This is a genomic window from Pedobacter xixiisoli (assembly GCF_900215335.1).
Taxonomy (GTDB): Bacteria; Bacteroidota; Bacteroidia; order Sphingobacteriales; family Sphingobacteriaceae; genus Pedobacter; species Pedobacter xixiisoli.
The window spans coordinates 193501-217028 of record NZ_OCMT01000002.1; the positions used below are offsets into that span (position 1 = coordinate 193501).

Consider the following 23528-nt stretch of genomic DNA (forward strand, 5'->3'; position numbering starts at 1 on the left):
GCTACGAAACTGATGCTGAAATAAAAACTTCGCTCCACTAATAAATTCATCGGCTGCATCGTAATGGTTTTTCGTTATTGTATAAGCCCGTTAATTACGCCATAACGTATCAAGGCTGCAGAATTTTTAGAGCCAGTTTTGTCTAATAAGCTTTGACGGTGCCCTTCTATAGTTCTTTTACTCAAAAACAGTTTCTCAGACATCTCTAAATTGGTCAGTCCTTCGGCAATTAGTTGTAAAATTTCTAACTCACGTAGAGAGAAATCTATTTCATTTTCTGGAATAGCCATTAGATATTGCTTACTTTGCAACATCGTATCCATTAGCGACATGGTAAGTTCTGCACAAAGGTACCTACGACCTTGGTTTACAAATTTAACTGCAAAAATCAGCTCATCTGCTCCAATATTTTTAAGTAAGTAACCATCACCGCCATTTTTGAATGCCTCCATCACATATTTTTCATGGTCATGCATCGAAAGCATTACTACCTTTATTTTGGGATACTTCGCTTTTACTTCTTTTAACAACTGCATACCGTCCATTTCTGGCATGTTAATATCCGCCACAATCATATCTACCTCTCCAGACGACAGTAATTTCATTACTTCTACACCATTAACGCCCTCCCCTAAAACCCTAATTTGCTCATCAGATTCTAAAAGCAATTTAATGCCATTTCTAACGATATTATGATCTTCAGCCAATATGATATTTATCATTCTTCCTCTATGTTTTGATCTAGTTGATTGTTCCAAAAGCTCGAAATTATATAAACATTAATTATGTATTCATTAGGTAAACAAGCAGCAAGCCTATAATCTCATTTGCAGGCCAAAAACAAGTATAATATGGCATTAAAAGAGTACAAATACCCTCCTATCTGTACATCTTCATAATCATGAGAAGAAGCAATCTTGGTTAAAGTTTACTCTAACCGTAACTAATAATATAATCTCTAATCCTACCACCTATTTATCTCACCTAATAATGAGAATAGCAGGCCATTTGTTTTTAAAATTTAAAAAGGCTTCAATTTCGTACAAATAACGCTTACGCAGAACTTATTCTTTATCTCTGTGTTTTATAAGGTAAATCTTCAAATTATGCCAGAGTTTCCCAATGCAACGCTGATTTTAAATGCGATACCAGTAGCGTTTTATGTGCTTGATCATAATGCCAATTTCAGTTACGTTAACGAAAAGGCGCTGAGCTATTTTAAGATGTCGAGTGCGGAAATGATAGGAAAAAATGTTTGGGCACTATTTCCAAATTCTGTAAAAACAGGCTATTATCATGAAGTAAACCAAGCTATCATTCAAAAAAAAGAAACCACTTTCGAGTATATGTCTGTATTTACGGAAAGCTGGATAAAACTTACCATCACTCCAATTCCGGAAGGTGTAGTTGTTACATTTGGTAGTGTAGAAAAAGACAAATACAGCGAAAATCTATATAAGACACTTATTGAAAATACGCCAGACATCATTACCAAGTGGAACAGCGATTTAAAATTGAGTTACGGTAACGCAGCTTTCGAAAGTAAAATGGGGTTATCCCTAGCGAGTGTGCTAGGCAAAAGCCACCAAGAAATATGGCCTGACGTGGATGATTTAGCATTGGTTAAGAAAATGCAAAATGTTCTAGAAAATGGAACTGCAGAAACGATAACCGTTCCATTTAAATCTCAAGAAAGCCAACTCTATTACAACATCAAAATGGCTCCAGAGCTTACCGTTAATGGAAAAGTTAAAAGCGTAATTGTTATTGGAAGAGATATTACCGAATTAAAAAATAACCAGGAAGCAATTAGCGCAGATCTTAGCAGCAAATACAAATCGCTATTCAACTCCATTAATCAAGGGTTTTGTATTATAGAAGTGTTGTGGAATAGCGAAGGCAAAGCTATAGACTATCGTTTTATAGAAGCAAATCCAGCATTCGAGAATCAAACTGGCATTAGTGATTATCACGACAGAACAATTAACCAAATTTTGCCAACGCTAGAAAACCACTGGTATGAGATTTACGGAGAAGTGGCTAAAAGTCAAAAATCGGCGCATTTTGAATTGCCCGCAGCAATAATTAACGCATGGTTTGAAGTAGAAGCTTTTCCAATCAAGTCATTAGGAGAAAATATTGTAGGTGTGTTATTTAATGATGTTACTGAAAGAAAACATGCGGAAGAAGTGTTGAGAAAAGACCAACTGAAAAACTTCGAAAAACAACAACAGAAAGAGATTTTAAAGGCTTCTCTAAATGCTCAAGAAGAAGAGAGACAACGTATTGCGGAGATGCTTCATAATGGTTTAGGACAAGTACTTTACGGAGTGAAGACAAACTTAGAACGCATTAAACTCAATGAAGAGGAAGCTTATGACGATAACCTAAAAGCATTGGATCGTTCAAAGGAATTATTAGGAATGTGTATTCAAGAGACGAGAAGAATATCTCATGAGCTCATGCCCTCCATTTTAGAAGATTTTGGGTTAAAAGCTAGTGTAAATGACATTTGTTCTCAATTGAAAGGCAAAACCCGTTTCAACTGTACTTTTTCTGGAATTGATATTCCTTTAGACAAATACCTACAATTAGCTATCTATAGAATTACACAAGAATTGGCATTAAACATCATGAAGCATGCTGACGCCACACTTGCAAGGATAAATATTAGTGTAGTAGACAACCATATACATCTTACAGTGAAAGATAATGGAATTGGATTTGACAGCGTAGTGAAAAAAGAAAATGGAATTGGATTGAAGACCATAGAAGCTAAAGTGAAGTTACTGCATGGTAAAATGGAAATTACTTCAGTACGTAGACAAACTACTATCCACATCCAATTCCCAATATAAAAATTAAGCTGGTTTAAATACGCTTAAAAGATCATCATTATCAAAAGTGATAGAATTCCAAGAACTCCGCTTAGGCTTAACGTCTGAAAAATCATCTTGATAATCTACTTTATGTAAATTTACCTTGGGTACTGGAATTAGCGCAAATTCACTTTCATTTGCAAACTGTTCGTTTCTTTGAGTTTGTTGCTGCACCGAACCTCGTTCATTTTGCAGCTTACCTTTTTTATATTCCATCACTTTGTATTTTATCTTTCCAATCGGATATGGTAGGTTTCTATTTCCTTGAGCGCTTCCAAAATGCCGGTTCTTTGCTTTTGCAACAAACCAATGTGGTCTGCATGAGTAGCATAGTCTTCTAAAACCCTATCGTATTTTTCAATGGCTGCCTGCTCTCCCGTTTCAATGGCACCCAAAATAGCTGCGTCTTCTTTACTGCTCAGTGCCTCCTTAATATCTATCCAAGTTCTGTGCAAAACTCCTAAAAGACCACCGTCCTCATTTTCGCTGCTGCCTCCATGCAGGGTGATGTGATTTTTTAGCTCGTTAGCAAAACCTACACGCTGCGACGATAAACGTAAAAACAAATCTCGCAGTTCAGTACTTTCGGTAGCTTCACTTGCGGATAAATATCCTTCCTTACCATCATTTACAATATTTACCAAGCCTTTTAAATCTTCAATTACCTTCTTATTCGTTTCCATTATTTTCTTCGCTTTCTTTACTTTTTATTTCTGTTTTTTGAATTGCATTTTCTCCAAGCGGTTTACTGCTTCCACGAGTAGAATTTTGCTGGTCATCTTGTACGCCAGCAATAGCCGAAGACTTTTCATTTCCCGTCTCATTCGCCTTTTCCTCTTGTACATCTGCTGGTCTACGGTCTAACACTTTTTCATCTGTATCCAATTCTTCTCTTTTTACTAAACGCTGATTAGGATCGCCTTCTCTTCCTTGTGGCTCTCCAGATTTACGATTAGTCTGCTGATTTCCTTCTCTATGAGACTGATTGAAGTCTCTATTCTGTTCAAATTGAATTTCCATAACGCTTAGCTTATTAATTAACCTTGGTAGTATCTGTTTTTGATGATGCGGTGTCTATGGATGCTCCGCTGGCACTTCCTGTATCTAAATTGATAAAGTCGCTATCTGCGGCAACACTCGTATCCCACATTTTTTCTTGCTTCTTTTCTGAACTGCAGCTGCTGATGAAAACACCAAAAGCAACAGCAATGAGTACTAAAATTGATTTCATTTTCATTACTTTTATTAAGATTGATATATTACTAAATACCTGAAAGGAGTAAAAAGTTCCAGTTATTTTAAAATCAGGTATTTTGATCAAAGCACCTTTTTAGCTCGATAGCATTTTTTTATTTTCCTGTTAAGATAGTTTCCTTTAGAAACGGAGGCCTTAAATTCTTTGTAAATTTTCTCAGGAACGTTCTCATACAAGTAAATTTCTCCGGAAATGAAAGTTACAGTTAACGCTTTAAGCTCCAAATGGTAATTGATACGTAAAACAACTGACGACGGCATATCTTTAAATAGGATACTTAGGCATTAAGAATTAATACAACATTATATAAGTAGTTAGCCCGATTTATACCCATTTTTATAATAGATCACTTTTCGAGGCGTTTAATAGGTATATTTGAATTAGCACGTAAACAAAGTTGATATGGCGGAAAAAACAAGCAAAAACCAACAAACTACAGATAGCTTGCTAAAAAAATCGAAAGCTTTAAGAGCCAAGTCTAAAGAGACAGAAAATAAGTTTAATGAGTTAAAAGCTCAAGTAGATGAGTTTATCCATTCAGACAAAAACAAACCTGAGTAAGATTAAATCTCTTTCATTTAATTCTAAACTTTCTAATTATTTCTACACTAAAACCGGTCTAAGATTTCTTCTTTGGAACCTTCGCTCCTGCCTCCCTAGCTTCTGACAAGCCGATGGCAATTGCCTGCTTTTTGGAAGTTACTTTTTTACCCGTACCTGTTTTCAACTTCCCTTCTTTCATTTCGTGCATTGCTTTTCCTACTTTTTCGCTAGCTTTTCCTGAGTATTTCGCCATCAGCTTAATATTTACCTACATTAACTAATAAGCTTTATTACAAGCAATTGTTTATGAAAAATTCCAATCAGGTATTAGTACCTGATACACCTCAAAAAATACCTCTTTTATTTCTACGCCAAACAAAAAAGCTTAATGTCTTCTTTTTAAGGATACAAAATCAAAACAAATCCACTAAAAACTAAAGTATTATGAAAAGTGAAAAAGATAGCAAAGCAATGCCAAATGCGCATTTGCACGATTTATTTGTTGACGAACTAAGAGATATTCTGGGAGCCGAAAGACAACTTTTAAAAGGCCTGAAAAAAATGGCAGATAAAGCAGTTGGCGAAAACCTAAAGAACGCTTTTACAGCGCACCATGCCGAAACAGAAGAACAAATAGAAAGGCTGAAACAAGTTTTTGCCAGCATTGACTTAAGTGCGAGAGGTAAAAAATGCAAAGCGATGGAAGGTTTGTTAAACGAAGCAGAAGAAATTATGGAAGAATTTGAAGGCGATGAAGCTCTAGATGCAGCTTTAATTGCAGCAGCGCAAAAGGTAGAGCATTATGAAATTGCTACCTACGGCTGTTTGGTTACTTATGCTACTTTAATGCAACATGAAGAAGCAAGAGGTTTACTACAAACTACGCTAGATCAAGAAAAAGACACAGACAGCAAACTAACAGAAATTGCAATGTCTGAAGCAAATGTAGCTGCTTAATTATTTGGTTTGTGCCGACGTTGATAAAATTTCGACGCCGGCTCTTTTATCATCAAATTGTTCCATATCATGAAAAATATATTATTCCTCTTATATAGCACTTTATTTACTGTAATGATTGCCTGTAATTCTCAAGAAAAAGACTCGAAGGAATTGGCAGATAGCATTAACCAAACTAAAGATACCGTTACCAATTCTGCTGACATTATCACCGTTCGCGACAATGAAGCAGAATTTGCTACCAATGCAGCAGATGCGAGCTTGGCAGAAATCAACTTTGCCAATTTAGCTATTGCGAACACCAGCAATCAGGAAATTAAAAATTATGCCAATATGATGCTGAAAGACCATGGTATGGCAAACGATGAGTTGATGGCTTTAGCGAAAAGCAAGAACATTACTTTGCCAGCCACCATGAGTAGTGAACACCAAAAGCATAGAAATGAGCTGGCGGAAAAGAAGGGAACAGATTTCGATAAGAAATATGCACAATTGATGGAAGAAAATCACGTAAAGGTGTTAGCAGTGATGGAGCATGAAGCTAGAAAAGGTACTGACACAGATTTGAAAGCTTTCGCAAGTAAAATGGTTTCGGTGGTTAATTCACATCTAAATGCAATAAGAAAGATAAAAAAAGGATTGTAGTAAACTTTTACGCTGGGCAATTGTTGCCTTAATATACCTGCGCAAGAGCCTCAAATAGACATACAATGAAAATAGCTTATATCAGCACTTCTCTACCTAACGAATGTGGAATAGCCACTTTTAATGCAAACTTATCTGCTGCAATTAACCAACACAAAGTGGTTTCAAAGGATAGTTTTGTTATTGCTTTAAGTGATTCCGAAAATTTAGACACTTACCAATACCCTAGAGATGTTAAATATATCATTAGACAGAGTAACCAAAAAGATTACTTAAGAGCTGCTGATTATATCAATACCAGCCAAGTAGATGCTTGTGTTTTAGAACACGAATTTGGCATTTACGGAGGAGAGAGTGGTTTATATCTACTCACCTTAATGGCGAGAATTAACAAGCCCATCGTAACAATTTTACACACCGTACTCAAACAACCTAGTTACATCCAACAAACCATCATCCAACAAATAGCGAAGCGTTCGTCTAAAATTGTAGTGATGAGTCAAAAAGCAATTGGATTTTTAACCAGTATTTATCAAGTTCCTAAAGAAAAAATACAATACATAGAACATGGCGTACCTGATTTAGAACCTGCTAAAGATAATCCAATTAAAAGAGCTTATCCATTTAAAGACAGTAAGGTTCTCCTCACCTTTGGTTTGATTAGCAGGGGAAAAGGTTTGGAAACTGTAGTAGAAGCTTTGCCTGAAATCGTAAAAAAACATCCAGATGTAAAGTACGTAGTATTGGGAAATACACATCCTGGCGTAGTTAAAAGTGCGGGAGAAGAATATCGCGATAGTTTAAAAAGATTAGCTAAAAAACTAAACGTGGAAAGCCATTTGGTATTCGTCAATAAGTTTGTGGATGAACAAGAATTACATCACTATCTTTCTGCAGCAGATGTTTATATTACACCATATTTAAACGAAGCGCAAATTACCAGCGGAACTTTGTCGTATGCTGTAGGTGCAGGTGCTGCAGTTATTTCTACTCCCTACTGGCATGCACAAGAACTATTGTCACAAAAACGTGGCCTACTGTTTGATTTCAAAGACCATCATCAATTGGCAAATTTAACCAATGATTTGTTGGAGCAACCAGAAAAGTTAAATGAGCTTAAATATAATGCATATCAATATGGTCTATCGTTACGTTGGCCTAGTATTGGTAAAAACTATATCAAGGTTTTGGAGAAAGCCATCTCGGATAAAGAAAGAGCCAATTTAGATAACAAACATATTATCGACGTCGATAGTATCCCTACATTTAATTTAAGTCACATTCGTCGTTTAACGGATGATACGGGAATTGTTCAACACGCTAAATATGGTATCCCGAACCTTAAAGAAGGATATTGTTTAGATGATAATGCTAGAGCGCTAATTATGGCTTTAATGGCATTTGAACAGTATAAAAGTAAAGAAGCTTTAGAGCTATTACCTATTTACTTGAGCTACATCCAATACATGCAAAAAGAGGATGGAAATTTCCGTAACTTTTTAAGCTTCAACAGAAATTACTTAGACGAAGTTGGTTCTGAAGATTCTTTTGGAAGAACAATTTGGTCTTTAGGTTACCTCATTAATTTCGCTCCCAACAACTCTTATAAAGAATTTGCTACGGAACTATTCTTAAAATCAGTACCTCACTTTACCCATTTAGAGCATTTACGAGGTGTAGCAAATACGATGATTGGAATTAATCACTACCTGAAAGCCAATTCGCATCATACTGATATCGTAAATGAACTGAATGAATTAGCAGTACCGTTGATAAATGCATATAAAAATAATAAAGATAACGATTGGCACTGGTTTGAGCAGAAAATGACTTATGATAATGCCTTATTACCGTTAGCATTATTATGTCATTACGAAATTAGTGGAGATGAACAATCGCTAAATATTGCACTGGAGAGCTTAACGTTTTTAACTGAGAAGACTTTAATGTTCGGTTTTCTAAATCCGGTAGGTAATGATGGTTGGTTAGAAAAAGGGCAACCTATGGCACTTTACGACCAACAAGCTATCGAAACAATGGCCATGGTATTAGTTTACTTCAAAGCTTACGAAGTAACTAAGGATGAAAAATACATGCACAATCTTTATCAAAGCTATCAATGGTTTTTAGGAGAAAATAGCTTAAATCTTCCACTTTATGACCACGAAACTAAAGGATGTGCAGATGGCTTACAGAATTTCAGTGTAAATAGAAACCAAGGTGCTGAGAGTACTTTAGCCTACCTAATTTCCCATTTGGTAGTTTTTAAGGCACTGGAAATAGAATATCGTTACTTGGCAGATGACAACAAATTACAAGCTGATATCTTAGAGAAATAAGAAATAACACAAAACAAAAATCCCTCGCTTCAAATGAAGCGAGGGATTTTTGTTTTTTTAAGGTTTGGCTAAAGCCATCCGACAAATTTAAGTGGACGGCTATTTAAAATTAAACCGAACTTCCGTTATTTGTTTCCATGATACGCTCTAGCAATCTTTGCAAATTCACAGTAGCAAACGAAGAGCAGTAATCAGACAAACCATATGGAATAATTAGTTCACCATTGTGGATGATAGAACCACAAGAGTACAATACATTTGGCACATAGCCTTCCCTCTCATCAGGATTTGGAACTAATAAAGGTTCATGTAGCCTTCCAATTTCTATCGAAGGGTCATTTAAATCTAGCAAACTTGCACCCAGACAATACCTTCGCATTGGTCCAACGCCGTGGGTGATGATTAACCAACCAGCCTCTGTTTCTATAGGAGATCCGCAATTACCTATTTGAATAAACTCCCAAGAATATAACGGCGACTGAAGTTTTATGGGTTGGTCCCACACCGTAATTCTATCTGAATACATCAGGTAATTATTCCATCCATCTATCCTCGACATCATTGCGTATTTACCATTAATTTTCTTTGGAAATAAAGCCAAATTCTTATTCTGCGCTCCTTTTCCATGTAACGGACTCACCTTAAAGTCGTAAAAATCGGTGGTTTGCATTAACTTTGGGATGATGAATGCGCCATCGAAAGCGGTATAAGTTCCATAGTAAATGATACTCCCGTCATCCTTAGTAAAACGTACAAAACGGGCATCTTCAATTCCTTTGCGCTCAAATTCTGAGATTGGAAAAATCACCCTATCAGAAATGTCGGTATCCTTTGAAAAACAGATTTCATGATAAGTATCAGATAACCATAGAATTCTGTCGTATTCCAATTTGCCTGTATCTTCAGCTTGCTTTTCCTTTGCATCCAAAACTAGTTTTCTTAATTGAGGATAATCAAATTTATCTCCCAAATGTGCATTTACATCAGTAATCACATTCATAGAAATATTTGCATCTGCTGCTTTCTTCAAGAATAACCTTTTATTGTAGATAGCATTTTTTACCACTTCAGCTTCATCAATATAGTTCCCAGCTGGTAAAACATGGATGTTATTATGCGCATCTAGTAGCGCTCTTCTAAAAACAACCGAAGAAATATGTCCTTCTCCCACTGCTCTAAAACTGATAATCACCCGCTTCTCTCCTTCCACCAAATTAGACTGATCAGGGTCTTCTACAATAGAAGGATTAAAGAATGCAGCAGATTCGATAGAATATTCGTGAGTAAAATAAGAACCAATGAGGTATTTGGTAAACTCGTCCATCTCCTTGTAATCAATACCCATTTCTTCGATGAGCCACTGTATTTTCTTGCAATGCTTTAAAAACACCTTGGTAATGTTACGGTGACGTTTTGAAAACTCTTGAAGTAAAGGAGATACAATATCAAAGATTTGTCGCTCGGTTAGGCTGGTCACCTTTGTAATTACTTCCCTGGCTCGTTCATCGCCATTATAAAAAAACCTTGCAATTACTCTTTTTGGGTCTGGGTAAACCTTAACCGGTTTTCTGCTAACTGTTATCCTCATATTAGATTATGTTTAGTTAAACTAACAATTTTAAAAGCATAGATGTTTTTATTAATGCAAATGCCTTCAAACTAAATTATACACTAGGTGTTATAAAGAAAAACATTGTGATGGATTCAGCAGAAGTAGATTTTTATATCATAGCTCAAATTAACGAACAGGAAAAGCATATTAAAGTGGTGCAATTAGAAACCACTGATGGTGTTCCCTACTATTCTTGCTTAATTGGAGACGATGAAATTACCCAACTAAGAGACGAGACCTATGGCAAATGGGAGCAACTCTGGGGCGATTTAGACGACAATACCATACAACGTATAGGAAAGCAGATTGAAGAAAAAATTACGCCACCCTAAACGTAATGTAGTACGCCATTAGTAATACAAAACTTAACCAACGCTGCTGTATTGCGTACGCCTGTTTTAGCTATCATCTGTAAACGATGACCTTCTATGGTACGTTTACTGGTAAACAATTTATCTGCAATTTCTAAATTGGTGTAACCTTCGGCAATCAGTTCTAGAATTTCTATTTCCCTACTAGAAAAATCTACCTTTAAACCATTACTGGGCTTACTTTTAAAGCCAGAACCCAACAAACTTTTACTTAGCAACTGGTGTGTCAATTCTGAGCATACATAAAATGAGTTACTCATTACTTGCTTTATCGCAAATATCAATTCTTCTTCATTCACACTTTTAAGCAAATATCCTTTTGCGCCAGACTGCAATGCCTGAGAAACATATTTCTCATGGTCTAGCATAGAAAGTATGAGTACTTTTACGGTTGGATATTGAACAGAAATCGCTTCAGAAAGTTCTAAGCCGCTCATATTTGGCATATTGATGTCTGCCAGTACCAAATCTATCTTTTCTTCTGTCGTTTCTAAGATTTCGATGATTTCTGCGCCGTCCGCACCTTCTCCAACCACTTTAAACTCGCTATACTTTTCTATGAGAGACTTAATACCATCACGTACCAGATGGTGGTCATCAGCCAATAAAATATTGACTACTTTATTATTATTCTGCGCCATTTAGAGGGATATTCATTAAAATTTTAGTTCCTTTATTAGGTTTCGAAAAAACCTCAAAAACACCATTTAAAAGATGTAGGCGATTAACTACACTTTTTAAGCCAAATCCTTTCTTTGGATTGGATAACACACTCGTTTCCATGCCTTTTCCATTATCTGTCTGGCTCACATATAACTCTTCTTCCTTTTGTAAAATAAGTACATTAACATGAGTAGCCTGCGCATGCTTGATGGTATTATTTAACAATTCTTGTACAATGCGATAAAGTACCACTTCCATATTGCTGCTTAAACGGTTCTCTTTAATGTTGAAACTGAAGTTAAAGCTAATGTTAAGCGCATCTAACTTTCTTTCCAACATATCCTTTAAAGCAGCTTCCAAACCCATGTCATTGAGCAGTACCGGCGTAAGTTCAAACGAAATTTGCCTCACTTTCTTTATTGCAGTATTAATCAAAGCCCTACTTTCAGCTTCGGATGCACCTAACTTTAATTGTGCTGCAAACAACAACTGGCCAATTTCATTATGAAGTGTTTCGGCAATATTTCTACGTTCTTCTTCTTGCGCATTGATGATTGCCTTAAACAATCGCCTTTGCTGCACGGCCTTTAGTTTAGATTGCTCTTCGATAAGACGTTCGCGTTCGGCATTCAGATCCATTTGCACGGTAATATCCTGAGAGATACCTATAATTTGCAACGGTTTGCCATACTCATCTCGCGTTAAAACTTTTCTCTTCGTAGTTAACCAACGTACTTTTCCTTCATGGTCTATAATCCTATATTCCAACTCATCCACCTCATTGTCCTTAGCTTTGCGCAAGATATCCATGCGCTCAAAATATCTATGTTGGTCTGCCGGATGAACTGTTTTCTCAAAAAACCGAGAGCCCATTTCGCAAATTTCCTCGCTTCCCATTTTAAATAAATGTTGGATATGCGTATTAGAATAGATTTTTCGCATCTGCTGGATATCGGTAACATACAACATATCAGGCACCGCATCTGCTATTTTAGAAAACACAGCAGATTCCAATTCAAAGTCTTCAATTAGTATATGATGGTGTAAATTTTGGACTATGAGATTTGCAGCTTTATATTTCTCCATGCAGCGTTTCTAGATGGTTTATAGAATTAAATATAGACAAAAAATAAAAGCGACACACCAAATAGTTGTAATACTTTTGTAGGAAGATTTAAAGTTATCCCTTAGTCAAACAGCTTTCTATACTACTCAAAAAGTGATTTAAATCAAAAGGTTTGGCTATAAACAAATCCATGTGATTGGCGTAGTTACAAAAATTATTTAATGGATAAGCAGAAAGCACAATTAAAGGCGTAGTAGGAAATGATGATTTAATTTTCTCACATAAATTTTCTGCATGAGATAATGGCGCAGTTGAATGATCGAGCAGGATAAGCTCTGGCTCAGAAGAATTAGTTTCCCCAATCGCCTCCTTCGAAACGAATTCTACCTGAAATCTGTCAGAAATTAATACCTCTGTAAGAATAGTTTGCATACTATCCTCGTCCTCAAAAATCAGCAATTTACGTTTCTCGGTAGCGATAGGAATGTTTGTCATTGTGTTTAGGTTATTTCATCGAGCATTTGGCTCGTACCTGCCATAGCCAACTGCTCTTCTTCTTGCTGTTTATTATAAATAATTACCCTTAATAGATTGACTATTTTTTGTGCATTACACTCTAAGGCTTGCGCTAATAAAGAAGTATAAGCCGTAAGCTGATATTGTTGCAGTTGTTGCATCCCCACAATTAAACCTGCATCACGTATAAAGCTATTTCTAGGCGTTACATCTATAATATCGTAACATTCTTCAATCAGCACTTCAACATCTTTATTTTCGCCTTCTTCCACTGCGATATCTATTTCATGAAATATACTTTCTAGGCGATGGACGTGGCTTTTGCCTTCCTTTTCAAATTTGTCGAGTGTTTCCATCAAATCTTCGCACCCAACTGCTAACTGTAAAATTGGCAACACGGTAGACCATTGTTTTTCGGCACCGTAAACCTGTGGCAAACTTTCTTTTAAAGATTTAAAATCTCCTTTGTTGAGCGTCTTCTCTTTTGAAACATTAGATTGAATTGTGTTAACCATAACTAACTAATTAAAAATCAAAGAATAACCATCTCACTACGTGATGATTTGTATTAACTAATATCCGATATCATATTTATCTTGAAAAGGATATTTATACTAAAAAACAACGTATAAATACTGAATTTAATGATGTCTTTTTGGTTTATGAAACTATAAACAATTTACTGAAGCTTAGTGTTTTAATAAATATGAACATTACAGAAATAACCCTGAAAGAGCTAAGCGAGTATTGTTTAGGACGGCAAATATCTATAGGTGTAGCAGAAAGTGTTACTGCTGGTTATTTACAATTTACTTTAAGTCAAATGCCACAAGCGTTGAGCATTTTTAATGGAGGAATTACTACTTACAATATTGGGCAAAAAGTAAAGCATTTAGGATTAGATTTTATTCAAGGCTTGAGCTGTAATTGCGTTTCAAAAACCACAGCCGAAGTAATGGCACTACAAGTTTGTAATTTGCTTAATAGTAAAATGGGTATCGCCGTGACTGGTTATGCAAGCCCAGTTCCTGAGCAAAATATCATTGAATTACACGCTTACATGGCTATCGCCTTCAACCATAAAATTGTGCATACGCATCAATTATTCACCAAAGAAAACTCACCTGCCGAAGTCCAAAAAGACTATGTTAAGCAGGTGATTACAGAAATGCTTGTTTATTTCACTAAATTGTAATTCTGCCACCTGTTACCGGTAACACCGCACCAGAAATAAAACTGGCATCAGCCGAAGCTAAAAACAAAAAAGCTGGAGCCAATTCTACTGGCTGCCCTGGACGTTCCATAGCTGTGTTTTGGCCAAACGTTTCTACGTTAAATTTAGTGGCAGGAATTAATGGAGTCCAGACAGGACCAGGCGCCACAGCATTTACGCGAATGCCCTTACCTTGTTTCAATAAAATCTGACTGAGATTTGAAGTAAAATTGATGACTGCACTTTTGGTAGCCGAATAAGGCAATAAATCCTCCGAAGGGTCAAACGCAACTACCGATGTAGTATTAATAATGCTACTCCCTTTAGGCATATGAGGTACAGCCGCTTTACATAAGTAGAAAATTGCATTCACGTTGGTTTCAAAAGTACGGTTCCATTCTTCCGTTGGAATGTCTTCTATTTTCTCTCTACTAATATGAAAAGCAGCATTGTTGATGAGTACGTCTATCTGTCCAAATTCTTTAACAGCTTTATCAACTATTGCTTTGCACTGTTTTTCATTAGTAATATCACCTTTCATTAAGATTGCCTGTCTTCCGGCCCTCCTTACATATTCAGCAGTTTCTTCAGCGTCTTTGTCTTCCGCATCAGCTAGATAGCTAATCAGTACATCTGCACCTTCTCTGGCAAAAGCAATGGCTACTGCCCTGCCAATTCCCGAATCTCCACCGGTAATGATTACCTTTTTATCAGTGAAGCGACCATAACCGATGTAGCTATCTTCGCCATGGTCGGCTTTAGGCACCATTTTATCTTCTGTTCCTGGATAGATTTGCTCAGGCGTATTGAACGGTGGCGCTGGATACAATTTCTTTGGGTCTAGCTGTTCTTTCATAATTATCTATTAACGATATAAGGTTGAACGAATGAACGACAGAAAAGTTCCTTTAAATTATCTTTTAAGCTTAAATACTGATGGCTTTGCGTATTTATACGGCAATAAAAAAAGCCGTGAACAAACGTCCACGACTTTTTAAATAGTATCTTTTACCTTAGTTTACGGCTTTTACGAAGTTCATTACCACGTAAGCAGTTTTACCACTGTATTCAATTGGAGACTTAACCGTCATTGCATTATCATCTGCGCTGGTTAGCACTAAACGATAACCTTCAGTAACATTTTTAGCTTTCTCGCCTTCATATAATTTTTTGAACTGGAAAGTTTCATCAGCTGTGCTTACAGACCAAAATATATTTTGAGTTTTAGCTGAGCAGCTTGCACTTGACGGCAAACTATAGCTACCATTGCCGCTATTAGTTAATCTCCAAGTACTGCCAACAAAGCATTTATAAGAACTCTCTCCTAAGAATGACCTTACAGCCACATCAGGAATACCTTCGAATGTAATATTGTTTAACATCCAGTTGCCCGTAACATTGCCTCTTCTAACTGCAGGCGTACCTGAAGTAGTTTTCGGAGAACAGCTTTCTAACACCACCAACGATGCAGAGAATAAAGCGATAGCTAAAATTAGTCTTTTCATTTTTTTAATATTTGTTTTCATTTGTAATGAAACTATTCAGAAATATTGGAACGGTTTCATTTTTTAATATTTTGTTTGATGGCAATTTTCTTTATTAAAAAAGAAATCAGCCTTTGTATAATTTCTGTGAAACTCTTTACATAAATCTTGCCAAAAATAAAGTAATTGGGCTATTTAATCTACATTTGTTTTATCACCTTTTAAATTCAATTATCATGAAGCCAGAAACTACTGCTATTCACGCCTCTAACTTAGTAAAAGCCGTTACTGGAGATGTTACTTCTCCAATTCATCTTTCTACCACCTATTTTAGAGGCGAAGATGGTGGCTATCCTGGCGGTCACATGTATAGTAGAGTAAGCAATCCTAATCGTTCTGCGCTGGAAAAAGTAATTACCGAGTTAGAAGGCGGCGCTGATACTTGCGCTTTTTCATCAGGAAACACCGCTGGAATGGCAATTTTTCAAGCCTTAAAGCCTGGTAGTCACATTATCGCTCCAGACGATATGTACTGGGGTTTTAAAAAGCAACTACTCACTATTTTTGCTGATACGTTATCTTTCGATTTCGTTGATTTAACAGAAGTAGACAATGTAGAGAACTATATAAAGGCCAATACTGTTTTACTTTGGGTAGAAACACCTTCTAATCCGCTGTTAAAGATCTGCGATATTGAGGTACTAGGAAAAATTGCTAAAAAACACGAGCTGATTTTTGCAGTAGATAGCACCTTTGCTTCCCCAATTTTACAAAACCCAATTGCTTTAGGAGCTGATATTGTAATGCACTCTACCACTAAATATATTGGCGGACATAGTGACGTTTTAGGAGGTTCGTTAACTTTTGCTGCTAAAAATGAGTTTTTCGATAAGATTAAAAATATTCAAGAAACAGGCGGTGCTGTACCTTCTCCATTTGATTGCTTTTTATTGTTGAGAAGTATCAAAACATTAGCTTACCGTATTAAAGGTCACTGCGAAAACGCAGAGAAACTAGCGAATTACTTAAATGAGCATTCTAAAGTAGAGGCTGTTTATTACCCAGGACTGCCATCGCATCCGCAACACGAAATTGTGAAGAAACAAATGAAAGGTTTTGGTGGTATGCTTTCTATTTTAACCAAAGGTGATGCTGATTTTGCTAGAAAGGTAGTGAACAGTGTGAAAGTTTTTAGTCAGGCAACAAGTTTAGGTGGCGTAGAAAGTTTGATTGAGCACCGTGCTTCTGTGGAAGGACCTACTAGCAAAACACCTCAGAATTTAATTCGTATCTCGGTTGGGCTAGAACACATTGATGATTTAATTGCGGATTTGGAACAAGCGCTGGGTTAAGTTGAAAGTGGTATAATGCATACCTAGGGCCTCGTCATCCCCAACTCGATTGGGCATAGTAATGCATTCGCTTTAAGATTCCCGCCTACTCGGGAATGACGACAATGTTCCGTCATTTGACTGTAATGCGGTCCTTTACGTATGGGAGAGAAATCTAGCAACTTTACTTAAGCATATCGTTAGATTTCTCCTAACGTCGAAATGACGGGTAAGGTTTACTACCCAAACAAATCGCTGCTCAAATACCTATCTCCTCTATCACAGGTAATAAATACAATCAATCCGCTTTCTAATTCTTCCGTTAATTGTAATGCGCAATGCAAAGCTCCACCACTGCTCATTCCAGCAAAAATGCCCTCTTTTCTCGCCAATGCCCTTGCAGCCGAGGTTGCGTCTTGTTGCGAAACATCCATAATTCTATCCACTCGTTCAGGTTCGTAAATTTTTGGCAAATATTCAATTGGCCAGCGGCGAATACCCGGAATAGAAGACTCTTCTGTTGGCTGACAACCAACAATCTGAATATTGGGATTCTTTTCTTTCAAATATCTAGAATTCCCCATGATGCTACCTGTAGTCCCCATACTACTTACAAAGTGAGTAATTTTTCCTTGCGTTTCGTCCCAAATTTCAGGACCGGTAGTTTTATAATGCGCTAAATAATTATCGGGGTTAGCAAATTGGTTTAGCAGAAAATAACCAGGCTGTGTTCCTTTTTCCTCTGCATAATCTCTACAAACTTCAATAGATTCTAGCAAAGTTACTTTCGCTCCAAAAGCTTCCATCGTTAAGGTACGTTCTCTGGTAGAACTTGATGGCATTACCAATTCAATATCGATACCATAAATCGAAGCAATCATTGCTAAGGCAATTCCTGTGTTGCCACTAGTTGCCTCAATTAATTTTGTATTTTTATCGATTTCACCTCGCTCCATCGCACTGCGAATCATGTTTAACGCAGCTCTATCTTTAACACTTCCGCCAGGATTATTTCCTTCTAGCTTAGCATAAATTTTGACATTAGGGTTGGTGTTCAAATATCTAATTTCCGCCAATGGTGTATTTCCAATGCAATCAATAATGGTTTTCATATCTATATTTTTTACCCGCTGGTTTTCGCAGATGATAATGCAGATTTAAGATGGTTAATCTGCGGAAAAATCAGCGTATATCTGCGGGAAAACTGATCAACTATTCTTCTCCTTAATTTTAATTTCCGCCTGATGGTAAACTGTTGACCCTTCAGGCACACTTTTCGTTAACCAAACATTACCACCAATTACACTGTGATCACCAATAAACGTTTCGCCACCTAAAATAGTTGCTCCAGAATAAATAATTACATGATTGCCAATAGTGGGGTGTCGTTTAGAGTTAGATTTCGATTTATCTACACTCAGCGCTCCCAAAGTAACCCCTTGGTATAACTTAACATGATCGCCAATTATGGTCGTTTCTCCTATTACTAAACCCGTTCCGTGGTCAATGTACAAATACTCGCCAATTTGCGCTGCCGGATGAATATCTATTCCGGTAACTGTATGTGCATATTCGGTAATGATTCGGGGAATATGAGGCACATCCAACAAATGCAGTTCATGTGCAAAGCGATACATGGCCACAGCGAAAAACCCAGGATAGCACCTTATGATTTCAAATTCACTTTGTGCTGCGGGGTCGCCGTCTACAAGCGAGACCAAGTCATTATTTAACTTACGATAAACCTCTGGTAACCTATCAAAAAAAGTATCTGCGATTCCTTTACTTAATTCTTTGTTAGATGACTTCGTAGACTTCAATATCAACTGAAGTTCTTCTTTCAGTTCGAAGAAAACTCCTTTAAGTACATCTTGATTATAATTGGTAGACGCCCCTCTCTCTGGAAAAATCAAGTTCAATAAAGATTGAGCCCAATTCGCAATGGTCTGGTTAGAAGGTACAACCTGCTGCTGGTTTTGGCGCTGGATAATGCTATTTAGAAATTCGGTAGTCAAAACTTTAAATTGTATAGTAAGTCTACAAAGTTAGTATTTTATTTTACTAGGATTTATCATCTTAATATTGAATTATAATTTTGAGGGGGCTATAAGTTAGCCACAGATGCACAGATAAATCATTATTTGATATTAGAAATTAAAACATCTGTGCATCTGTGGCAAAACACAAACAACAACTCATTAACAAACAATGATTTAAAAATATTTCAGAATTTTATTTTGTATTAAAACAAAAAACATCCTATATTTGAAACATTATTTGGAGAACCAAATAAAAGTCAATTACCTTACGGTTGTTGATTTATAAAGAAGTGGCGAGAGACAGGCTCACTGACCCACTGGCAACCCTCAAAAAGAGAAGGTGCCAATTCCTGACCAAATTGCATGGTGCATTTTGGAAATATAAATTAATAAGATGAAACTAATTAATTCTATTTCTTCAAGAAACACGTTTCCCGAGCAGGTCGGACAAAACTCTATTTGTAATTCTATTAGTTGCAATTGTTGTAATATTCAATCAATGATGTGTATGTGCATTCGCATGTACTAAAATCAAAAATCTTCCACTTGTAATTTTTTCAAACACATTAGGAAGGCCCTATCAAACGGGTACGCAACATCAAGTTATGCCCAACATTAGGCTAAAATAAATCTAAATCGTAAATCTAAACTCGTAAATCAAATGTCACAACATAAATTCGAAACTCTACAAATTCACGCTGGACAAGATATAGACCCTACAACTGGTTCTAGAGCAGTTCCAATCTATCAAACAACATCATACGGTTTTAAAAACTCTGAACACGGTGCTAATCTTTTCGCATTAAAAGAATTTGGAAATATTTACACCCGCATCATGAACCCTACTACAGATGTTTTTGAAAAACGTATTGCTGCTTTGGAAGGTGGTGTAGCAGCTTTGGCCGTTGCTTCAGGACAAGCAGCGCAGTTTATCGCTTTAAACAACATCTTACAAGCTGGTGATAACTTTGTTTCATCTAGTCACTTGTACGGAGGTTCTTATAACCAGTTCAAAGTTGCTTTTAAGCGTTTAGGCATTAGTGTAAAATTTGCAGATGGCGATAATCCATCAGATTTTGAAGCTAAAATTGATGAAAATACAAAAGCCCTTTATTTAGAAACTATCGGTAACCCGTCTTTCAGCATCATCGATTTCGAACAAATTGCTGCTATTGCGAAAAAACATGATCTACCTTTAATCGTTGACAATACTTTTGGTGCTGCTGGTTATTTGTTCAGACCAATTGAGCACGGTGCAAACGTAGTAGTACAATCTGCCACAAAGTGGATTGGTGGTCATGGAACCAGTATTGGCGGCGTAATAGTTGATGGCGGAAATTATAACTGGGGCAATGGCAAATTTCCGGCATTTACCGAACCATCAGAAGGTTACCACGGCTTAGTTTTCAATGATGTGTTTGGACAGAATGGTCCTTTCGGAAATATCCAGTTCATCATCAGAGCACGTGTAGAAGGTTTGAGAGATTTTGGAGCATCGCAATCGCCTTTCAACTCTTTCTTATTACTGCAGGGATTAGAAACACTTTCATTAAGAGTTCAACGCCACGTAGAAAACGCACTGGCTTTGGCTAAATGGTTAGAAAGCCATGCAGCAGTTGCCAAAGTAAATTACCCAGGTTTAGAAAGCAGCCCTTATCACGCAAATGCGAAAAAATATCTATCAAATGGATTTGGCGCAGTGTTAAGTTTCGAGCTAAAAGGAAATAAAGAAAATGCCATTAAATTGGTTGATAGCTTAAAATTGGTGAGCCACTTAGCAAACGTAGGCGATGCAAAAACCTTGATTATTCAGCCTGCCGCAACTACGCATCAACAACTAAGCGAAGCAGAACAATTAGCCGCTGGCGTAACGCCAAGTTTATTAAGAGTTTCTGTGGGTATCGAGCATATCGATGATATTAAGGCAGACTTCGAACAAGCACTTTCTTCCTTAAACTAACACACAACAACACAACCACAACAACCAACAATGAGTACTTCGTTAACCTATAAATATCCAAAAATATTCAAGCTAGAAAGCGGCAAAAAACTCCGCAATCTGGAAATTGCATATCAAACTTATGGCAAATTAAATGCTAAAAAAGACAATGTAATATGGGCATGTCATGCTTTAACGGCTAACGCCGATGTATTAGATTGGTGGAAGGGTTTATTTGGCGCAAAGGATTTGTTCAATCCAGAAGAACATTTCATTGTATGTGCCAATGTTTTAGGTTCTAACTATGGCACTACCAATCCACTAAGCGTAAATCCAGTAACAGGACAGCCTTATTATTTGGCTTTCCCTGAGTTTACCATTAGAGATTTAGCGGCGATACACCAGTTATTAGCCGACCATTTGGCTGTTAAGACGGTTAAAACATTGATAGGTGGTTCGTTGGGTGGCCAACAAGCTTTGGAATGGTCTATCATTGGGAAAACCGAAATTGAAAACTTGATTTTAGTAGCAACCAATGCAGCTCACTCACCTTGGGGAATTGCTTTTAATGAAAGTCAGCGTTTGGCAATTGCTACTGATAGAACGTTCTTTGCCAACCAACCAAATGGTGGCTTAAAAGGATTAAAAACAGCAAGAAGTATTGCTTTGCTTTCGTATAGAACTTATGAAGCTTACAACGAAACGCAATTGGAAAGTACAGATGATAAAGTGACCGATTTCAGAGCATCATCTTACCAAAACTACCAAGGAGAGAAATTGTGCAAACGCTTTAATGCTTACAGTTATTGGTATTTAAGCAAAGCAATGGATAGTCATAACGTTGGCAGAGGCAGAAAAAGCATAGCTGATGCTTTGAAATTGGTAAAAGCCAACACTTTAGTGGTAGGTATTGAGAACGATATCCTCTTCCCTATTACAGAGCAACAATTTTTGGCGAAACACATTGATGATGCACAGTTTGCAGGTATCAAATGTGCCTACGGTCACGACGGATTTTTAATAGAAACAGATAAGTTGACCAACATCATTGGACAGTTTTTAAAAGAAAGCAGAAATAAAAAAGTAATTAAACTACAACACATCGCTTAGAAAGTTAAAAGCGAAAAGTAAAAAGTAAAAATAGCAGATAGCAAAGAGAATTAGGTATTGAACGGCACATCTCAATACGCAATATGCTTATCGCAATACTAATTTAAACACATGAGCAAGAAACTTAAAATAGGATTATTTGGATTTGGAGTTGTTGGACAAGGTCTACACGATATTATAAAAGCACAAAACCTAAATCTAGAAATTGTTAAAATAGCCATCAAAAACCCTGAAAAACGTAGAACTTTAGACGCACACTTGTTTACAACCTCACACGATGAGATTTTAGACAATCCAGAAATCAATACCATTGTAGAGTTAATTGACGACGCCGAAGCAGCCTACACCATTACAAAAAGAGCATTAACTAGTGGCAAAAATGTAGTATCTGCTAATAAAAAAATGATTGCTACTCATTTGGCGGAACTGGTACAATTGCAGGAAGAAAACGGTACGTCTCTATTGTATGAGGGCGCAGTTTGCGGAAGTATTCCAATCATTAGAAACTTAGAGGAATATTACGACAACGAACTTTTACATGGTATCAGTGGTATTTTTAACGGTTCTTCCAACTATATCCTTTCTAAAATATTTAACGAAGGTGCTAGCTACGAAGCAGCTTTAAAAGAAGCACAAGATTTAGGCTTTGCAGAAACCAACCCTATTTTAGACGTGGGTGGTTACGACCCGAAATTTAAACTGACCATTGCCACGGCGCATGCTTACGGTTTGTTCCTAAATCCTGACAAGATTTTAAACATCGGTATTCAGAACTTAAGTGATGCAGATATCCGATACGCAAAGGAGAAGAACTACAAAATCAAGTTAGTGCCTACTACCAGAAAAATCAGCACTAAACAGGTCATTACTTTTGTATTGCCAAAGTTTGTAAAGAGCGATGATTTTCTTTATAACGTAGAAAATGAGTACAATGGTGTAACGGTACAAGCTGCTTTTGCGGATAAACAATTCTTCTTCGGAAAAGGCGCTGGAGGCCATCCAACAGGTGCTGCTGTGCTTTCTGACATTGCCGCATTGCGCTACGATTATCGTTACGAATACAAAAAATACAAACAACAAAACGGCTTAATCCATACGGATAAAGTAAGCTTAGAAGTTTACCTACGCTACCAACATGAATATACTGTAGAGAAGCTGCAAATTGAGAATATCTCTGAACGTTTCTCTCGTAACGATTACAAATATGTTATCGGAAACGTAAGCTTGAAAAGCCTTCTGGAGAACAAAGATATTTTGGTGAACAAAGACGTTTTTATTGCTCAAACGGGCAGAATTACCTATAGCGAACAAGACATTAAAGCTATAGCCGAAGAAGGAATTTTAGTAAATTAAATTTTTATATTGTTTTGTTTTGATAGTAAAATGCCCAGATGGATGTCTGGGCTTTTACTTTTTTATGGTTTTTATTAAATTTATAAACGGTCTTCATTTCGACCGTAGCGGAGATTTGAAAAAAAACTCTGTTAAATCTTTGAACACAAATAAGCAAATCTATCTTTCATCACGTTAATTCTATCTTGAAGAGCAATTTCATTGCTGCTATTT

General features: G+C 36.7%; 27 protein-coding genes and 1 riboswitch. Of the genes, 11 read left to right on the forward strand and 16 right to left on the reverse strand.

Annotated features, from left to right (window positions below):
* Window positions 1-74: 74 nt before the first annotated feature.
* Window positions 75-722, reverse strand: a complete 648-nt coding sequence (locus CRO54_RS06950) for a response regulator transcription factor (RefSeq protein WP_097130317.1) — start codon at window positions 720-722, stop codon at window positions 75-77.
* Window positions 723-1106: 384 nt separating this feature from the next.
* Here CRO54_RS06950 and CRO54_RS06955 point away from each other — a divergent pair, with 384 nt between their 5' ends.
* On the forward strand, window positions 1107-2858 hold the full coding sequence (locus CRO54_RS06955; RefSeq protein ID WP_097130319.1) for a PAS domain-containing protein: 1752 nt from the start codon (window positions 1107-1109) through the stop codon (window positions 2856-2858).
* Window positions 2859-2861: 3 nt separating this feature from the next.
* Here the strand turns inward: CRO54_RS06955 and CRO54_RS06960 are convergent, their stop codons facing one another.
* The 5 genes from CRO54_RS06960 to CRO54_RS21705 all read right to left on the reverse strand — a co-directional run bounded on the left by CRO54_RS06960 (window position 2862) and on the right by CRO54_RS21705 (window position 4394).
* Window positions 2862-3095 carry a hypothetical protein gene (locus CRO54_RS06960; protein WP_097130321.1) on the reverse strand — a complete coding sequence of 78 codons (234 nt, stop codon included), beginning with the start codon at window positions 3093-3095 and terminating at the stop codon, window positions 2862-2864.
* Between the two features lie 11 nt (window positions 3096-3106).
* Window positions 3107-3562, reverse strand: coding sequence for a ferritin-like domain-containing protein (locus CRO54_RS06965; protein ID WP_097130323.1), 456 nt, complete (start codon window positions 3560-3562; stop codon window positions 3107-3109).
* Window positions 3549-3899: a hypothetical protein gene (locus CRO54_RS06970; RefSeq protein WP_097130325.1), complete on the reverse strand. Its 351-nt coding sequence runs from the start codon at window positions 3897-3899 to the stop codon at window positions 3549-3551. The genes CRO54_RS06965 and CRO54_RS06970 overlap by 14 nt, the downstream gene beginning before the upstream one ends.
* Window positions 3900-3912: 13 nt before the next feature.
* On the reverse strand, window positions 3913-4110 hold the full coding sequence (locus tag CRO54_RS06975; RefSeq protein ID WP_138765776.1) for a hypothetical protein: 198 nt from the start codon (window positions 4108-4110) through the stop codon (window positions 3913-3915).
* An 86-nt stretch (window positions 4111-4196) separates the two neighbouring features.
* Window positions 4197-4394 (reverse strand): KTSC domain-containing protein, encoded by a 198-nt coding sequence (locus CRO54_RS21705; protein ID WP_097130329.1) that lies wholly within the window; start codon window positions 4392-4394, stop codon window positions 4197-4199.
* Window positions 4395-4536: 142 nt separating this feature from the next.
* On the opposite strand from CRO54_RS21705, the gene CRO54_RS21165 reads away from it, so the two are divergent.
* Complete coding sequence (locus CRO54_RS21165) at window positions 4537-4695, forward strand: hypothetical protein (protein WP_171047855.1); 159 nt, start codon at window positions 4537-4539, stop codon at window positions 4693-4695.
* 58 nt (window positions 4696-4753) lie between these two features.
* On the opposite strand, the gene CRO54_RS21170 is transcribed toward CRO54_RS21165, so the two are convergent.
* The gene (locus tag CRO54_RS21170) at window positions 4754-4930 is read right to left on the reverse strand and encodes a DUF6496 domain-containing protein (protein ID WP_171047856.1); all 177 of its coding nucleotides are present in this window, start codon (window positions 4928-4930) and stop codon (window positions 4754-4756) included.
* A 191-nt stretch (window positions 4931-5121) separates the two neighbouring features.
* Here CRO54_RS21170 and CRO54_RS06985 point away from each other — a divergent pair, with 191 nt between their 5' ends.
* The 3 genes from CRO54_RS06985 (at window position 5122) to CRO54_RS06995 (ending at window position 8618) form a co-directional block, all read left to right on the forward strand.
* Complete coding sequence (locus CRO54_RS06985) at window positions 5122-5634, forward strand: ferritin-like domain-containing protein (RefSeq protein ID WP_097130331.1); 513 nt, start codon at window positions 5122-5124, stop codon at window positions 5632-5634.
* 69 nt (window positions 5635-5703) lie between these two features.
* Window positions 5704-6279, forward strand: a complete 576-nt coding sequence (locus CRO54_RS06990) for a DUF4142 domain-containing protein (protein WP_097130334.1) — start codon at window positions 5704-5706, stop codon at window positions 6277-6279.
* A gap of 65 nt (window positions 6280-6344) precedes the next feature.
* Window positions 6345-8618, forward strand: a complete 2274-nt coding sequence (locus tag CRO54_RS06995) for a glycosyltransferase family 4 protein (RefSeq protein ID WP_097130336.1) — start codon at window positions 6345-6347, stop codon at window positions 8616-8618.
* 109 nt (window positions 8619-8727) lie between these two features.
* Here CRO54_RS06995 and CRO54_RS07000 read toward each other — a convergent pair whose 3' ends face one another.
* Window positions 8728-10206, reverse strand: a complete 1479-nt coding sequence (locus tag CRO54_RS07000) for a glycoside hydrolase family 130 protein (protein ID WP_097130338.1) — start codon at window positions 10204-10206, stop codon at window positions 8728-8730.
* A 110-nt stretch (window positions 10207-10316) separates the two neighbouring features.
* Here CRO54_RS07000 and CRO54_RS07005 point away from each other — a divergent pair, with 110 nt between their 5' ends.
* Window positions 10317-10562 (forward strand): hypothetical protein, encoded by a 246-nt coding sequence (locus tag CRO54_RS07005; RefSeq protein WP_097130340.1) that lies wholly within the window; start codon window positions 10317-10319, stop codon window positions 10560-10562.
* On the opposite strand, the gene CRO54_RS07010 is transcribed toward CRO54_RS07005, so the two are convergent.
* From CRO54_RS07010 to CRO54_RS07025, 4 genes are all read right to left on the reverse strand, one after another.
* Window positions 10559-11242, reverse strand: a complete 684-nt coding sequence (locus tag CRO54_RS07010) for a response regulator transcription factor (protein WP_097130341.1) — start codon at window positions 11240-11242, stop codon at window positions 10559-10561. The two genes, CRO54_RS07005 and CRO54_RS07010, sit on opposite strands and share 4 nt — an antisense overlap.
* Window positions 11229-12350 (reverse strand): sensor histidine kinase, encoded by a 1122-nt coding sequence (locus CRO54_RS07015; protein ID WP_097130343.1) that lies wholly within the window; start codon window positions 12348-12350, stop codon window positions 11229-11231. The genes CRO54_RS07010 and CRO54_RS07015 overlap by 14 nt, the downstream gene beginning before the upstream one ends.
* A 94-nt stretch (window positions 12351-12444) precedes the next feature.
* Window positions 12445-12825: a response regulator gene (locus CRO54_RS07020; RefSeq protein ID WP_097130345.1), complete on the reverse strand. Its 381-nt coding sequence runs from the start codon at window positions 12823-12825 to the stop codon at window positions 12445-12447.
* Window positions 12826-12830: 5 nt separating this feature from the next.
* A complete protein-coding gene (locus CRO54_RS07025) occupies window positions 12831-13361 on the reverse strand; it encodes a DUF892 family protein (RefSeq protein WP_097130346.1) in 531 nt (176 codons plus the stop codon).
* A gap of 191 nt (window positions 13362-13552) precedes the next feature.
* Here CRO54_RS07025 and CRO54_RS07030 point away from each other — a divergent pair, with 191 nt between their 5' ends.
* On the forward strand, window positions 13553-14041 hold the full coding sequence (locus CRO54_RS07030; protein WP_097130348.1) for a CinA family protein: 489 nt from the start codon (window positions 13553-13555) through the stop codon (window positions 14039-14041).
* Here CRO54_RS07030 and CRO54_RS07035 read toward each other — a convergent pair.
* On the reverse strand, window positions 14031-14915 hold the full coding sequence (locus CRO54_RS07035) for an SDR family oxidoreductase (protein ID WP_097130351.1): 885 nt from the start codon (window positions 14913-14915) through the stop codon (window positions 14031-14033). The genes CRO54_RS07030 and CRO54_RS07035 overlap by 11 nt on opposite strands.
* 157 nt (window positions 14916-15072) lie before the next feature.
* On the reverse strand, window positions 15073-15564 hold the full coding sequence (locus tag CRO54_RS07040) for a lipocalin family protein (protein WP_097132299.1): 492 nt from the start codon (window positions 15562-15564) through the stop codon (window positions 15073-15075).
* Window positions 15565-15779: 215 nt separating this feature from the next.
* Between CRO54_RS07040 and CRO54_RS07045 the strand changes: the two genes are divergently transcribed.
* Entirely contained in the window at window positions 15780-16895 is a 1116-nt protein-coding gene (locus tag CRO54_RS07045; protein ID WP_097130353.1) for a trans-sulfuration enzyme family protein, read from the forward strand.
* Window positions 16896-17113: 218 nt separating this feature from the next.
* Here CRO54_RS07045 and cysM read toward each other — a convergent pair whose 3' ends face one another.
* Both cysM and epsC read right to left on the reverse strand, forming a co-directional pair.
* Window positions 17114-17986: a cysteine synthase CysM gene (gene cysM / locus CRO54_RS07050; RefSeq protein ID WP_097130355.1), complete on the reverse strand. Its 873-nt coding sequence runs from the start codon at window positions 17984-17986 to the stop codon at window positions 17114-17116.
* A gap of 96 nt (window positions 17987-18082) precedes the next feature.
* Window positions 18083-18889 (reverse strand): serine O-acetyltransferase EpsC, encoded by an 807-nt coding sequence (epsC, locus tag CRO54_RS07055; RefSeq protein WP_097130356.1) that lies wholly within the window; start codon window positions 18887-18889, stop codon window positions 18083-18085.
* 301 nt (window positions 18890-19190) lie between these two features.
* Window positions 19191-19301, forward strand: a riboswitch (SAM riboswitch).
* A 273-nt stretch (window positions 19302-19574) separates the two neighbouring features.
* On the opposite strand from epsC, the gene CRO54_RS07060 reads away from it, so the two are divergent.
* The 3 genes from CRO54_RS07060 to CRO54_RS07070 all read left to right on the forward strand — a co-directional run bounded on the left by CRO54_RS07060 (window position 19575) and on the right by CRO54_RS07070 (window position 23315).
* Window positions 19575-20873 carry an O-acetylhomoserine aminocarboxypropyltransferase/cysteine synthase family protein gene (locus CRO54_RS07060; protein WP_097130358.1) on the forward strand — a complete coding sequence of 433 codons (1299 nt, stop codon included), beginning with the start codon at window positions 19575-19577 and terminating at the stop codon, window positions 20871-20873.
* A gap of 30 nt (window positions 20874-20903) precedes the next feature.
* Window positions 20904-21962, forward strand: a complete 1059-nt coding sequence (locus CRO54_RS07065; RefSeq protein ID WP_097130359.1) for a homoserine O-acetyltransferase family protein — start codon at window positions 20904-20906, stop codon at window positions 21960-21962.
* A 111-nt stretch (window positions 21963-22073) separates the two neighbouring features.
* Window positions 22074-23315 (forward strand): homoserine dehydrogenase, encoded by a 1242-nt coding sequence (locus CRO54_RS07070; RefSeq protein WP_097130362.1) that lies wholly within the window; start codon window positions 22074-22076, stop codon window positions 23313-23315.
* Window positions 23316-23528: the final 213 nt, after the last annotated feature.

Coding starts and splice junctions, on each gene's coding strand:
- CRO54_RS06995 (WP_097130336.1), top strand. CDS start 6,345: ATGAAAATAGCTTATATCAGCACTTCTCTACCTAACGAATGTGGAATA.
- CRO54_RS07010 (WP_097130341.1), bottom strand. CDS start 11,242: ATGGCGCAGAATAATAATAAAGTAGTCAATATTTTATTGGCTGATGAC.
- CRO54_RS07020 (WP_097130345.1), bottom strand. CDS start 12,825: ATGACAAACATTCCTATCGCTACCGAGAAACGTAAATTGCTGATTTTT.
- CRO54_RS07065 (WP_097130359.1), top strand. CDS start 20,904: ATGAGTACTTCGTTAACCTATAAATATCCAAAAATATTCAAGCTAGAA.
- CRO54_RS07005 (WP_097130340.1), top strand. CDS start 10,317: ATGGATTCAGCAGAAGTAGATTTTTATATCATAGCTCAAATTAACGAA.
- CRO54_RS06965 (WP_097130323.1), bottom strand. CDS start 3,562: ATGGAAACGAATAAGAAGGTAATTGAAGATTTAAAAGGCTTGGTAAAT.
- CRO54_RS07035 (WP_097130351.1), bottom strand. CDS start 14,915: ATGAAAGAACAGCTAGACCCAAAGAAATTGTATCCAGCGCCACCGTTC.
- CRO54_RS07040 (WP_097132299.1), bottom strand. CDS start 15,564: ATGAAAAGACTAATTTTAGCTATCGCTTTATTCTCTGCATCGTTGGTG.
- CRO54_RS21705 (WP_097130329.1), bottom strand. CDS start 4,394: ATGCCGTCGTCAGTTGTTTTACGTATCAATTACCATTTGGAGCTTAAA.
- CRO54_RS21165 (WP_171047855.1), top strand. CDS start 4,537: ATGGCGGAAAAAACAAGCAAAAACCAACAAACTACAGATAGCTTGCTA.
- CRO54_RS07015 (WP_097130343.1), bottom strand. CDS start 12,350: ATGGAGAAATATAAAGCTGCAAATCTCATAGTCCAAAATTTACACCAT.
- CRO54_RS06950 (WP_097130317.1), bottom strand. CDS start 722: ATGATAAATATCATATTGGCTGAAGATCATAATATCGTTAGAAATGGC.
- CRO54_RS06990 (WP_097130334.1), top strand. CDS start 5,704: ATGAAAAATATATTATTCCTCTTATATAGCACTTTATTTACTGTAATG.
- cysM (WP_097130355.1), bottom strand. CDS start 17,986: ATGAAAACCATTATTGATTGCATTGGAAATACACCATTGGCGGAAATT.
- CRO54_RS07045 (WP_097130353.1), top strand. CDS start 15,780: ATGAAGCCAGAAACTACTGCTATTCACGCCTCTAACTTAGTAAAAGCC.
- CRO54_RS21170 (WP_171047856.1), bottom strand. CDS start 4,930: ATGGCGAAATACTCAGGAAAAGCTAGCGAAAAAGTAGGAAAAGCAATG.
- CRO54_RS06960 (WP_097130321.1), bottom strand. CDS start 3,095: ATGGAATATAAAAAAGGTAAGCTGCAAAATGAACGAGGTTCGGTGCAG.
- CRO54_RS07060 (WP_097130358.1), top strand. CDS start 19,575: ATGTCACAACATAAATTCGAAACTCTACAAATTCACGCTGGACAAGAT.
- CRO54_RS07000 (WP_097130338.1), bottom strand. CDS start 10,206: ATGAGGATAACAGTTAGCAGAAAACCGGTTAAGGTTTACCCAGACCCA.
- CRO54_RS07025 (WP_097130346.1), bottom strand. CDS start 13,361: ATGGTTAACACAATTCAATCTAATGTTTCAAAAGAGAAGACGCTCAAC.
- CRO54_RS06975 (WP_138765776.1), bottom strand. CDS start 4,110: ATGAAATCAATTTTAGTACTCATTGCTGTTGCTTTTGGTGTTTTCATC.
- CRO54_RS06955 (WP_097130319.1), top strand. CDS start 1,107: ATGCCAGAGTTTCCCAATGCAACGCTGATTTTAAATGCGATACCAGTA.
- CRO54_RS06970 (WP_097130325.1), bottom strand. CDS start 3,899: ATGGAAATTCAATTTGAACAGAATAGAGACTTCAATCAGTCTCATAGA.
- CRO54_RS06985 (WP_097130331.1), top strand. CDS start 5,122: ATGAAAAGTGAAAAAGATAGCAAAGCAATGCCAAATGCGCATTTGCAC.
- CRO54_RS07030 (WP_097130348.1), top strand. CDS start 13,553: ATGAACATTACAGAAATAACCCTGAAAGAGCTAAGCGAGTATTGTTTA.
- CRO54_RS07070 (WP_097130362.1), top strand. CDS start 22,074: ATGAGCAAGAAACTTAAAATAGGATTATTTGGATTTGGAGTTGTTGGA.